We start from the raw sequence: 11085 nt of genomic DNA on the forward strand, positions 1-11085 counted from the left end.
GGACCCAGGCTTTCCTAGGGCTTTCCCTTAAACCGCGATCCAACGCGATACGCAGAAAATGCCGCATACGAAACACGGCCGCCCCGCTCCCGCCATGCCCGGGAGCCACCGCCCATGAACGCCGACCACGTGGACCACGCGGACCACGCGGCCGCGCGGCGGCCCAAGACCCGCGAGCGCATCCTGGAGGCCTGCCTGAGCCTGTTCAACGAGCGCGGGCCGATGGTGGTGACCACGGCCGAGATCGCGGCGGCGGTCGGCATCAAGGAAGGCAACCTCCATTACCACTTCAACCGCAAGGAGCAGATTCTCGAAGCCCTGTTCGATGCGTTCGAAAGCGCGCTGCGCGGCACGGCGGAAGCCGACCTCGCGCAAGGCGACGCGCCGGGGCGCTTTGCCAGCTACCTGAGCGGCTGGTTCAGCCTGATGTGGGAATGGCGTTTCTTCTACCGCGACGCGGCCGCGATCCGCGCGCTCGCCCCCGCCCTGCGCGCGCGCACCGAGACGCTCGCCGACGACGGGCAGCGCCACGTGCGGCGCGTGTTCGCGAGCATGGAAGCGGCCGGCCTGCTGCGCGCCACGCCCGCGCAGCTCGATCACCTGGTGGTCAACAGCTGGATCGTGTCGACCTACTGGATCGACTACCTGCGCTCGCGCCACGGCATCGACGCGCTCCGGCGCGAACACATCAGCTGGGGCGCGTCGCAGGTGATGAGCCTGTTCTCGCCTTACCTCACCGCAACGGGACAGGCGCGGCTGAACATCGATACGTCCCGCTAGCCGGGCAAGGGCCCAAGGACATGAGGGCGCCGCGGCCGCGGCCTGCGGGCCATCGCCAACGACGACAGGCAGGCAGCCCAAAGCCGCCTAAGGTAAAGGCTGGCCCCGCCCGCGCCATGCCGGCAGGCGGGTTTATCGATTTGCTTACCGGAGAGGAACATGACAGTGACGCTCAGGTATTGGTCAGAAGACGGCGATGAGGAAACCGTCGACGTATCGTCCGCGCAAGTGCTGTCCCGGATCGCGCCGCATCCTCCTTCGCAGGCGCCGCAGCGCACGCCCCTGGCGGAAGACAAACCGCCCAAGTGGACCATTCCCGACGACCCGCCCGGCGATTTCGCCTAGCGCGCGGGGCGTCTTCCTGCAGGTCATCGCCTGACGCGGTTCGCCCGCCTCGCGTCGGGCGGCGCAACGGCAAGAAAGCCCGTGCGGCAAGGATCGCCATTGCTGCGCGGGCACCCGGCGCAGCCGGTCACAGACCCGCAATGACCAGCCACCAGCCCCACGCCGTCAGCAACGACAGCGGCACGCCGACGCCGATGAGCAAGGCGACCAGGTCGGGCTCGAGATCGTGGTCCATGGCGATGATGCTCGCGCCCAGCATGGGCGGCATCGCCATTTCCAGCATCGCCACCTTGGCGACGGGGTCTCCCGCGCTGCCCAGCCCGAGGTACATGAGCACGATCAGCAGCGGCGCCAGCAGCAGCCGGTGGCCGAGCCCGGCGGCGAGCGGCGCGAGGCGGCCGGCAAGGTGGTCGAAGCGCAGCGCAAACCCCACCGCCGCGAGCGCGAGCGGCGTCAGCGTATCGGCGAGCGTCCCGAACACCTGCGTCAGCCATTCCGGCCGCTCCAGGTGATTGGTGGCGAAGGCGATCAGGATCGCGATAAACGGCGGGAAAGTCACGATCCGCCTGACCACGGCACGCCAGTCGAAGCGCCCGGAACTCGCCACCGTGGCGATGGCAAGACCCAGCGTGGACAAGGCCATGTAGGAGCCGAACAGGTCGATGACGATGCCCAGGCCGAGCCACTGGCTGCCGGCGAAGGCGGCGATCATCGGCAGACCGACGAACGAGGTGTTGCCCCAGCCCGCCACCAGCAGCAGCGCCCCGGCGCGCTGGCGCGACCAGCCGAGCACCCGGCACAGCGGGACGATCACCGCGAAGGCCAGTCCCACGCCGATCCACGGCGTCGCTGCGGCCAGCCACCAGTCGGAGTCGAGCGTAAGCCCGTGCACGCTGTGCAAGGCGGCGGCCGGCAGCGCGACGTTGATCACCCAGCCGCCCAGCACTTTGGTGGTCGTGTCCGGCAGCCGCCCGGTCCAGCGCAGCGCGATGCCGATGAGCAGGCAGATGAAGATCAGGACGATCTGCTGCATTACTGCCCCGCGATCGCGGCTACGGCCAGGCCGCGGCCCCGTGGCCGGCGCGGCAGTCCGGCGACGGCCAAGACCGGAATCCGGCACCGGAAGGAAATTGCCGCGCCGCCGGGAACGGGGCGAAGGCAGGCAACGGCGGCGGGCATCGAGTGCATCGGCATGTAGCGCTCCGAATCGGGTAAGCCAAGGAGACTGCAGCGGGCTAATCGAGCCGTTCGGGCACGCCCGCTCGCAACGCGATGTCGGCCGGGGGCCCGGTCCGACCGGCCCGCCCGGCTGCCGGCATGGCAATACGTGATCGAATCGCATCGCCAGCAACCATCTTAGGCGAGCGCGGCGCGAAGGAAGGCGTTGCGGGTAGGACGGCAGCCGACATTTGCGGCCTGGCGCACAGAGCGCTCGCTGCGGTTGCGGCGTTATCGGCCTGTCGGGCGCGGGCGTGGCAAGCTGGATCGGGCGGGAAAACGACGAGGTGCGCATCTGCCGAGGCCGCATTGGGTCTGGCAAAGGCTAAGGCTGGGGATGCTGAAATGGGAAAAAAGGCCCGGGCCGGTGGAGCGCGCTGACCGTGCGCAGGCCTGGTTGCGGGGGCAGGACTTGAACCTGCGACCTTCGGGTTATGAGCCCGACGAGCTGCCAACTGCTCCACCCCGCGGGCCGAAATATACGCGGATCGGCGGCATCTGGATACCCCTGGAGAGGAAAAAACCGGAAAAGCGCCGGCCCGCCGGCCACGCGGGCCACTCGGGCCACTTGCGCGGCGGATCGGCCGGCAGCGCGGGAGACGTTTGCGAAGCGCGCTCGGCGGGCACGCCGCCGCGGCTTCGCGCCAGGCTTCGCGTCAGCTATTGCCGTCGATCCACTTCCTTGCCCACGCATAGGCCGCCGACGTCGCGTCGGCGGGCGTGGCATGATGGCTGCCGATCGCCTTCGCGTCCTGGACGATGGCCCCGTCCTCCCAGATCGCGCACGAGGCCATGTGCAGGCCCGCCTTGATGGTCTTGCAGAACACGTGGATGACGTAGCCTCTGTATTCCGCCTTGTATGCCGTGGTGCCGCTGTCCATTTGGCCTGCTCGTCCGTTCTCGCCGCAGGGCGAATCCTGCGCTGCATGCTAGCACGCGCCCCGCTGACGAGCCTTGGCCCTCCTCGTCCAGCCGGGGGTAGCCGTTCGCCAAAACCGCGCTATACTGTATATCCATACAGTACCACATGAGGCCAAGAAATCATGTTCAGCTGCGACCCCGGCACCCTCTACCTGTACAGCCAGCGCCCCGCCGCGGCCAGGCTGTCGATCCGCTGCCCGCTCCTGACGGTGGACGACCCGCTGCTCATCGCGGACACCTGGAACCCCGAAGCCGAAGCGGCCGCGCAGGCCGCCGGCGCGACGCTGTATCTCTCGGGCATCGATACCGCCGCCCTGAAAGCGCTGCCGTGGACCATCGACGCGCTGGCGTTCGAGCGCGACGGCGCGCGCATCAGCTTCAGCATCGCCGAAGGCATGGAATTCCTCAGCCCCGTCACGCTGTGCCTGCGCACGCGCGGCGAGCGCCACTATGCCACGCTGCAGGAAACGGCCTGCGCGTCGTAACCGAAGCCGCCCGGCGACGTCGGGCAGCTTCGGCAAGCCGGGCAATCCCAGCCTTGACGGCCCGGCCTCAAGCCGCGATGGCGCCCGTTGCGCGAGCGCCGGCGGCCTGCTCGATACGGGCAAGGAGGCGCTTTCCGGAAGCCACCACGGCCGGATCGGCGGTCATCTGGTAACGGACGATCATGCCCTCGAGGCACAACATGGCTTCCTCGGCCACCTCCTCGGGCGCGGCCAGCCCGAGCCGTTGCGCGAGGCCGGCGAGGTACGCGCTGAGCGACGCCTTGTGCGCGATGGCCTGCTGCAGATGCTCGGGGAGCCCGGTGGACCCCGCTTCGGCAACCACGTTGATGAAGGCGCAGCCGCGGAACGTTTCCTGCGCGAACCAGGCCCCCAGCGCGTCCGCGATCGCGCCCAGGCCCGGAGACGCCGCAAAGCGCGCCTCCACCTCCTCGGTGAACCAGTTCATCCAGAAATCATGGCGCCAGTCTAGGAAAGCGGAAATCAGTTCGTTCTTGGAGGCGAAATGCCGGTAGAGCGACATTTTCGCCACGTCCGACTCGGCAATGATCTTGTCGATGCCGGTCGCCCGGAAGCCATCCTGGTAGAACAAGCGTGCCGCGGTATCGAGGATCCGGTCACGCGCCGAGGGCTGTGCCATGGCACCCTTCCTTGAAATGGAGTAGACAAGCCAGTATTACAGACAGACCTGTCTCTGTAAAGCCGGGGCATGTCGCCCGCGCCACCTCCGCCTTGGGGCTCCGTTGCGCCCCTTTTCGATGGCCAGGCCCGCAACGAAGCGCACAACCGTGCGCGCTGGTACGACCGAATTCGCCGGAACTGATTCTGTTCGCCGGGCGCCGCAGGGGCTAGCCTTGTGCCCTCTCCTCACTCAAGCGTCCGGCGCCTGCCGCGGGCAGCACCTGTTGCGATCTTCGCCATGTATTCGTATGACACCGTCGACCAGCAGGTGGTCGACCAGCGCGTCGTCCAGTTCTCCGACCAGACCAGGCGCTTCCTGGACGGCCGGCTGACCGAAGACGAATTCCGCGTGCTGCGCCTGCAGAACGGCCTCTATATCCAGCGCCACGCGCCGATGCTGCGCGTCGCCATTCCCTACGGCATGCTCGTCAGCCGCCAGTTGCGCAAGCTCGCCGAGATCGCGCGCCGCTGGGACCGCGGCTACGGCCACTTCAGCACCCGCCAGAACATGCAGTTCAACTGGCCGCGCCTCGAAGACGCGCCGGCCATCCTCGCCGAGCTGGCCACGGTGCAGATGCACGCGATCCAGACCAGCGGCAACTGCATCCGCAATACCACCACCGACCATTTCGCCGGCATCGCCGCCGACGAGGTAGTGAACCCGCTGGTGTGGTGCGAGATCATCCGGCAATGGTCGATGCTGCATCCCGAGTTCGCCTTCCTGCCGCGCAAGTTCAAGATCGCCGTGAGCGGCGCGCTGACGGACCGGGCCGCGGTGGGCGTCCACGATATCGGCCTGCAGGCGGTCAGCGTGGACGGCGAGATCGGCTTTCGCGTATGGGTAGGCGGCGGCATGGGCCGCACGCCGATTGTGGGCAAGCTGATCAACGAATATGTGCACTGGTCCGACCTGCTGACCTACCTGCAGGCCACGCTGCGCGTCTACAACCTGCACGGCCGCCGCGACAACAAATACAAGGCGCGCATCAAGATCCTCGTCAAGGACCTGACCCCGGCCGTGTTCGCGCAGCAGGTCGACGAGCAATGGCAGCGCATCCGCGGCGGCCCCGATACCGTGAGCGCCGAGTTCGTGCAGGACATCGCCGGCCGCTTCACCGCGCCGGCGTACGATCCCGCCGCGGCCGGCGACGGCGACCCCGCGGCGGCGCTGGCCGCCCAGGACCCGCGCTTCCGGCGCTGGCTGCGCAGCAACGTCCACCGCCACCGCGTGGCGGGCTATTGCTCGGTCACGGTGTCGCTCAAGGCCACCGGCAGCCCGCCCGGCGACATCACCGCCGGCCAGATGGATGCCGTCGCCGACCTCGCCGATGCCTACGGCTTCGGCGAGCTGCGCGTCTCGCATGAGCAGAACCTCATCCTGGCCGACATCCGCCGCATCCACCTGCACGACATCTGGCAGCGGCTGGACAAGCTCGATCTCGCCACGCCCAACATCGGCCTGCTGACCAATATCATCGCCTGCCCGGGCGGCGACTTCTGCTCGCTCGCCAATGCCGTGTCGATCCCGCTGGCCGAGGCGATCCAGCAGCGCTTCGACGACCTGGACTTCCTTCACGACATCGGCGAGCTGGACCTGAACATCTCCGGCTGCATCAACTCGTGCGGGCACCACCACGTGGGCCACATCGGCATTCTCGGCGTCGACAAGGCCGGCGAGGAGTGGTACCAGGTCACCATCGGCGGCCGCCAGAACGGCGCGCTGGCGGGCGAGCGGCGCGGCATGGAAAGCGCCGGCGGCGCGGCCATCGGCAAGATCATCGGCCCGTCGTTCGCGCGCGGGGAAATCCCGGACGTGGTGGAGCTGCTCGTGCAGACCTACCTCTCGCTGCGCGACAGCGACGAAGAACGCTTCATCGACGTGGTCGAGCGCACCGGCATCGAGCCGTTCAAGACCGCGGTCTATGCCGACGAGCGGATCGTCAAGCGCAAGCTGCAAGCGGAGAGCGCACGTGCCTGAGATCCCCGTGCAGCCCCCCGCGCAGAACCCCGTGCCCAACGTCATCCGCAACGGCGTGCTCGAACCCGACAGGTGGCGCGCCTTCGTGCCCGCCGGCGGCGATGCCGCCGCGCTGCCGCCGGACGAAGACGGCTGGCTGGTAACCGCCGCCACCTGGCAGGCGATGAAGGCGCAATTGCGGCAGCGGGCGAACCCGGTGGCCGTGTATCTCGCGCCGGACGCCGATCCCGAGGCGCTTCTCGACCCCGGCGCGGACCGCATCGACCCGGCCGGCATCGCCCACCTGGCGATCGACTTCCCGGTCTACACGGACGGCCGCGGCTACTCGCTCGCCCAGTTGCTGCGGACGCAATACGGCTGGGCCGGCGAGCTGCGCGCGGTGGGCGACGTGATGATCGACACGGTGCACTACATGGCGCGCTGCGGCTTCGACAGTTTCGCCATCAAGCCCAGCCACGATCCCCGCGCGGCCCTCGAAGCACTGGGCACGTTCACGGTCCATTACCAGAAAGGCTACCGGCGGCCGGTGGCGCCGGCCTGAACCCCCGGCACCGCCGGCGCCACCGGCATCGCGCCGGCTCAGGCGGGCGCCGCCTTGCGGGCAAACTCGACGAAAGCCCGCACCGCCGCGCTCCGGTAAGCGTCCTTGCGCTGGAGCAGCGCGGCTTCGCGCGGCGGCAGCGGCGGTTCCAGCTTCACCCTGCACAGCCCGCCGCTGTCCTGCGCGATGGCCGCCGGCAGCACCGTCATCAGGCGCCCGCGCCGCACCGCCTCCACCACCGCGGCGACCGAGTTGGCCTCGAGCGCGACCTGCGGCAGGATGCCTTGCCGGCCGAGGTAGTTGTCGATGTAATGGCGCGTAGCGAATTCCATCGTCAGCAAGGCGAAGGGCTCGCCCTGCAATTCCTTGCGCGTCAGCGCCGTGCGCCGGCGGGCATAGCGGTGCCCCGGCCCCACCACCAGCGCCAGCGGCTCCAGCAGCAGCGGCTGCGTTTCGATATCGGCCAGGCGCACGTCCTTGAACGCGATCCCCACGTCGAGGCTGTCCTGCACCAGCAGTTGCTCGATCTGCGCCTGCGGCATCTCCAGCACGCTCAGCACGATGCCCGGGTAGCGCTCGTTGAAATCCATCACGAGCGGGCCGACCAGGTAGGGCGTAAAGGTCGGCGTCATCGCCAGCCGCAAGGTGCCGCGCGTCAGTTCCTGGACATCGTGGACCGCGCGCTTGCCCGCTTCCAGGTCCTGCAGCGCGCGGCGCGCATAGATCAGGTACGCCTGCCCCGCATCGGTGGTGCGGATACTGCGGCCGGAGCGGTCGAAAAGCTGCACGCCCAGCGTGTCTTCGAGCTGCCGGATCTGCTGCGAAAGCGTCGGCTGGGAAACATGCAGCACCTCGGCCGCGCGGGTGAAATTGCCGCACTCGGCGACGGCGAGGAAGTAGCGGACATGTCGAAGCAGCATCGCGATGGGCCATTGGCTGTGTCTATGGGAGACATGGTAAGCCAGTCCATTGACCAATGGCGGATCGCGACCGCGCTTCCCATCCAATCCCAGCCCGCGAAACGGAGTCGCGAGTGCGCGGACTTCGGCGCAGTCAACCGCCGCCGGTTCGGGGGCATCGGGGAAAAGAAAAACGGCCTGGAGAGCGTCTCTCCAGGCCGTCGATTTACTGCTGCTTACTGCTTGCTATAGGTGGTGCGGCTGGCAGGATTCGAACCCACGACCCCTTGGTTCGTAGCCAAGTACTCTATCCAACTGAGCTACAGCCGCACGCGAGGTCGCAATTGTAGCGCAGCCATGCATGAATGCAAGCGTTTTTTACAGCCATGTGTCAGGCCGCGATCCCGCCCCAGGCCTGGCCTGGCGCCGCCTACCACCGATAGCGCGCGCCCAGCGTGCCGCCCGCGTTGCGCCCGCCCTTGAGCTTGATCCACAGCTTGACGCCGCCATTCGTGCTGCCGTGCGCGCCGACGTTGACCGACAGCAGTCCGCGCAGCATGTCGGGGTCGATGCGCGTGCCGTTGATGTTGATGGCTTGCTTGTGGTCTTGCCAGAGGTCGGCCTCGACGAAGGGGTAGACGCCGTTGGCGCCGTTGAGCCGGGTCGGCTGGGTGCGGTAGACCCGCACCAGCACTTCGGCGGCACTGGCATCGGCGGGCTGGCTGCCGAGGAAGCCGGCGCCGCTCCGGTCGGGGGCCGGCTGGTAGGCGAGCTGCACGCGCGGCTGGATCGTGAGGCCGCCGCTGCGCGGCAGCACGGTGTCGAGCGACAGCGCCATGCTCTGCACGCGGTTGCCGACGTAGCCCGTGGCGGAGCTGGCATCGTCAAGGTGCAGCGACATGGCGGGCCGGAGGGGCCGCGGCGCCGGATCCGCGTAGCGCGTGCCGGCGGCGGCCGGCAGCGGGCCGGGCGCGTCGTGATAGGCCGAGGGCGGGCCCGATGGCGCCGGCGCGGCGGGCCCGCCCCAGCCGCCCAGCGAGGCAACCAGGACCGGCTCACCGGTCCGCGCCGCGCCTGCCGGTTGCGCGGATTCCGCGGCGGCCGGATACGGCGGCGCGGCTATCGCGCTGCCCGCCATGTTCGCTGCCATGTTCGCTGCCGTGTCCGCTGCAACAGCGCCGATCGTGTTGGCGGCCAGCATGACCGGATCGCTGCCGGAGAACTGCGCGGGAGGCTCGGACTCGAACCGGTCCCAGCCGAAACCGGAATTGCCGCCGGCTGGCCGTTCCTCGCCCTGTGCCAGGCTGGCGACGAGCATGGCAAGTATCGAGCAACAACACTGGCGGCACGAATGGGGATGGAGATGACGACGGGAAATGCTCGGGCAAAGCCCGGTGGCAGCGCTGCTGGCACCGCTCTCCACCCTGCTCGGAGATGACACGCCCCTGGCCATGACCGCACCTCTGGCTCGAAAATACGCTACGGCTTTGCTTGAGCATAGGTCAAAGCCAGGGCAAGCGTAAGGGCACCCCCGCAGGCTCCTGCGTGCGCCAGCGCACGGCCGGACCGAACGCGATGACGAGGCCCGCGGACCCTGCGCGGCAGGCGATGCAGGCCTGAAACGGAACGGCGCGGCAGACGCGAAGACCGATGCGCGCCGGCCGATGAAACCGCGCCCGAAAAAGAAAAAGGCCGCTGCATTTGCAACGGCCTTTTCCATCGAGTCTTGGTGCCCAGAAGAGGACTCGAACCTCCACAGTGTTGCCACCGCTAGGACCTGAACCTAGTGCGTCTACCAATTCCGCCATCTGGGCTTCGTTTCGCTGCCTGAACTACTGCAACGCTGCGAAGAAAAGGATTATGGCAAGTTCGGATTCGTCTGTCAACACCCCGGCCTGCACTTTCTTGCGCCGGTCCCGGTCATGGCTGGAAGCACACCTGCCCCGGCCGGCCGTCGAGGTGCAGCGTGGCGGTGGCCGGGCGCGTGCTGGCCACCACCTTGCCGGCGCGCAGGACCATCAGGCGCGTGGCGCGCAGGCGGATCGCCTCCACCGGGTCGCGCGCCTGCAGCAACAGGAGGTCGGCGCGGCAGCCCGGCGCGATGCCGTAGCCCTCCAGCCCCAGGATGCGGGCCGGGGTCTCGGTGACGGCGGCGAAGCAGGCGCGCATGGCATCCTGCCCGGTCATCTGCGCCACGTGCAGGCCCATGTGCGCCACCTCCAGCATGTCGCCCGAGCCGAGCCCGTACCAGGGGTCCATCACGCAATCGTGGCCGAAGGCCACCGGCACGCCCGCCGCCATCAGTTCCGGCACGCGCGTCATGCCGCGCCGCCTGGGATAGGTGTCGTGCCGGCCCTGCAACGTGATGTTGATGAGCGGGTTGGCAATGGCGGCCACGCCCGACTGCTGCATCAGCGGGATCAGCTTGGACACGTAGTAGTTGTCCATCGAGTGCATCGAGGTCAGGTGCGAACCGGTCACCCTGCCCTCCATGCCCAGGCGCACGGTCTGCGCGGCCAGCGTCTCGATATGGCGCGAGAGCGGATCGTCGGTCTCGTCGCAGTGCAGGTCCACGCGCAGCCCGCGCTCGCAGGCCAGTTCGCACAGGATGCGCACGGAGTCCGCGCCGTCCTCCATGGTGCGTTCGAAATGCGGAATGCCGCCGACCACGTCCACGCCCATGCCGAGCGCGCGCTTGAGGTTGTCGAGCGCGCCGGGCGCGCGCAGCAGGCCGTCCTGCGGGAACGCCACCAGTTGCAGGTCCAGGTAGGGCTTGACCTTCTCGCGCACGTGCAGCAGCGCCTCGGTGGCGAGCAGGCGCGGGTCGCACACGTCCACGTGCGAGCGGATCGCCAGCAGGCCCTTGGCCACGGCCCAGTCGCAGTAGGCCAGCGCGCGCTCGACGATGGCATCCTGGGTCAGCAGCGGCTTGAGCTCGCCCCACAAGGCGATGCCCTCCAGCAGGGTGCCGGACTGGTTGATGCGCGGCTTGCCGTAGGACAGCGTGGAGTCCATGTGGAAATGCGCGTCGACGAAGGGCGGCGCCACCAGTTGCCCGGCGGCGTCTACCTCGGTGGCGGCGTGCGTCTTGATGGCCGGCTCGACCGCCTTGATGCGGTCGCCGGCGATGCCGATGTCGATGCCGGTGCGGCCATCGGGAAGCGTGCAGTTGCGCAGGATCAGGTCGAGCATGGCGGGTTCTTTTTCTTGGAGGATGGC

11 protein-coding genes and 3 tRNA genes are annotated in these 11085 nt (G+C 68.6%); 5 read left to right on the plus strand and 9 right to left on the minus strand.

The genetic code is table 11. The annotated features are described in order from the left end of the window. Nucleotides 1-114 precede the first annotated feature (114 nt). Nucleotides 115-780 carry a TetR/AcrR family transcriptional regulator gene (locus ACKI2N_RS27870; RefSeq protein ID WP_420995385.1) on the plus strand — a complete coding sequence of 222 codons (666 nt, stop codon included), beginning with the start codon at nt 115-117 and terminating at the stop codon, nt 778-780. A 159-nt stretch (nt 781-939) separates the two neighbouring features. Further along, nucleotides 940-1125, plus strand: a complete 186-nt coding sequence (locus ACKI2N_RS27875) for a hypothetical protein (protein ID WP_420995384.1) — start codon at nt 940-942, stop codon at nt 1123-1125. 127 nt (nt 1126-1252) lie between these two features. On the opposite strand, the gene ACKI2N_RS27880 is transcribed toward ACKI2N_RS27875, so the two are convergent. The 3 genes from ACKI2N_RS27880 to ACKI2N_RS27890 all read right to left on the minus strand — a co-directional run bounded on the left by ACKI2N_RS27880 (nt 1253) and on the right by ACKI2N_RS27890 (nt 3224). Further along, nucleotides 1253-2158: an AEC family transporter gene (locus ACKI2N_RS27880; RefSeq protein WP_420995383.1), complete on the minus strand. Its 906-nt coding sequence runs from the start codon at nt 2156-2158 to the stop codon at nt 1253-1255. Nucleotides 2159-2737: 579 nt separating this feature from the next. Further along, nucleotides 2738-2813, minus strand: a tRNA-Met gene (locus ACKI2N_RS27885). A 186-nt stretch (nt 2814-2999) separates the two neighbouring features. Beyond that, complete coding sequence (locus ACKI2N_RS27890) at nt 3000-3224, minus strand: hypothetical protein (protein WP_420995382.1); 225 nt, start codon at nt 3222-3224, stop codon at nt 3000-3002. Between the two features lie 162 nt (nt 3225-3386). On the opposite strand from ACKI2N_RS27890, the gene ACKI2N_RS27895 reads away from it, so the two are divergent. Then, on the plus strand, nt 3387-3749 hold the full coding sequence (locus tag ACKI2N_RS27895; RefSeq protein WP_420995381.1) for a hypothetical protein: 363 nt from the start codon (nt 3387-3389) through the stop codon (nt 3747-3749). A gap of 67 nt (nt 3750-3816) precedes the next feature. On the opposite strand, the gene ACKI2N_RS27900 is transcribed toward ACKI2N_RS27895, so the two are convergent. Continuing rightward, nucleotides 3817-4407 carry a TetR/AcrR family transcriptional regulator gene (locus ACKI2N_RS27900; protein ID WP_420995380.1) on the minus strand — a complete coding sequence of 197 codons (591 nt, stop codon included), beginning with the start codon at nt 4405-4407 and terminating at the stop codon, nt 3817-3819. Between the two features lie 279 nt (nt 4408-4686). Between ACKI2N_RS27900 and ACKI2N_RS27905 the strand changes: the two genes are divergently transcribed. Both ACKI2N_RS27905 and ACKI2N_RS27910 read left to right on the plus strand, forming a co-directional pair. Then, entirely contained in the window at nt 4687-6426 is a 1740-nt protein-coding gene (locus ACKI2N_RS27905) for a nitrite/sulfite reductase (RefSeq protein WP_420995379.1), read from the plus strand. Between the two features lies 1 nt (nt 6427). Then, the gene (locus tag ACKI2N_RS27910) at nt 6428-6967 is read left to right on the plus strand and encodes a DUF934 domain-containing protein (RefSeq protein ID WP_420995415.1); all 540 of its coding nucleotides are present in this window, start codon (nt 6428-6430) and stop codon (nt 6965-6967) included. A gap of 38 nt (nt 6968-7005) precedes the next feature. Here the strand turns inward: ACKI2N_RS27910 and cynR are convergent, their stop codons facing one another. The 5 genes from cynR to ACKI2N_RS27935 all read right to left on the minus strand — a co-directional run bounded on the left by cynR (nt 7006) and on the right by ACKI2N_RS27935 (nt 11058). Then, nucleotides 7006-7887, minus strand: a complete 882-nt coding sequence (gene cynR, locus ACKI2N_RS27915) for a transcriptional regulator CynR (protein ID WP_420995378.1) — start codon at nt 7885-7887, stop codon at nt 7006-7008. 232 nt (nt 7888-8119) lie between these two features. Next, nucleotides 8120-8196 (minus strand) — tRNA-Arg (locus ACKI2N_RS27920). Nucleotides 8197-8296: 100 nt separating this feature from the next. Next, the gene (locus ACKI2N_RS27925; RefSeq protein ID WP_420995377.1) at nt 8297-9184 is read right to left on the minus strand and encodes a hypothetical protein; all 888 of its coding nucleotides are present in this window, start codon (nt 9182-9184) and stop codon (nt 8297-8299) included. 409 nt (nt 9185-9593) lie between these two features. Further along, nucleotides 9594-9680: transfer RNA gene (locus ACKI2N_RS27930), tRNA-Leu, on the minus strand. Nucleotides 9681-9786: 106 nt separating this feature from the next. Continuing rightward, nucleotides 9787-11058: an amidohydrolase family protein gene (locus ACKI2N_RS27935; RefSeq protein WP_420995376.1), complete on the minus strand. Its 1272-nt coding sequence runs from the start codon at nt 11056-11058 to the stop codon at nt 9787-9789. Nucleotides 11059-11085: the final 27 nt, after the last annotated feature.

Source organism: Cupriavidus sp. 30B13, from assembly GCF_049059565.2.
Lineage (GTDB): Bacteria > Pseudomonadota > Gammaproteobacteria > Burkholderiales > Burkholderiaceae > Cupriavidus.

What these genes read in the sequence shown, in the direction of transcription:
- ACKI2N_RS27870 (WP_420995385.1), top strand. Translation starts at nt 115, where the DNA reads ATGAACGCCGACCACGTGGACCACGCGGACCACGCGGCCGCGCGGCGG.
- ACKI2N_RS27875 (WP_420995384.1), top strand. Translation starts at nt 940, where the DNA reads ATGACAGTGACGCTCAGGTATTGGTCAGAAGACGGCGATGAGGAAACC.
- ACKI2N_RS27880 (WP_420995383.1), bottom strand. Translation starts at nt 2,158, where the DNA reads ATGCAGCAGATCGTCCTGATCTTCATCTGCCTGCTCATCGGCATCGCG.
- ACKI2N_RS27890 (WP_420995382.1), bottom strand. Translation starts at nt 3,224, where the DNA reads ATGGACAGCGGCACCACGGCATACAAGGCGGAATACAGAGGCTACGTC.
- ACKI2N_RS27895 (WP_420995381.1), top strand. Translation starts at nt 3,387, where the DNA reads ATGTTCAGCTGCGACCCCGGCACCCTCTACCTGTACAGCCAGCGCCCC.
- ACKI2N_RS27900 (WP_420995380.1), bottom strand. Translation starts at nt 4,407, where the DNA reads ATGGCACAGCCCTCGGCGCGTGACCGGATCCTCGATACCGCGGCACGC.
- ACKI2N_RS27905 (WP_420995379.1), top strand. Translation starts at nt 4,687, where the DNA reads ATGTATTCGTATGACACCGTCGACCAGCAGGTGGTCGACCAGCGCGTC.
- cynR (WP_420995378.1), bottom strand. Translation starts at nt 7,887, where the DNA reads ATGCTGCTTCGACATGTCCGCTACTTCCTCGCCGTCGCCGAGTGCGGC.
- ACKI2N_RS27925 (WP_420995377.1), bottom strand. Translation starts at nt 9,184, where the DNA reads ATGCTCGTCGCCAGCCTGGCACAGGGCGAGGAACGGCCAGCCGGCGGC.
- ACKI2N_RS27935 (WP_420995376.1), bottom strand. Translation starts at nt 11,058, where the DNA reads ATGCTCGACCTGATCCTGCGCAACTGCACGCTTCCCGATGGCCGCACC.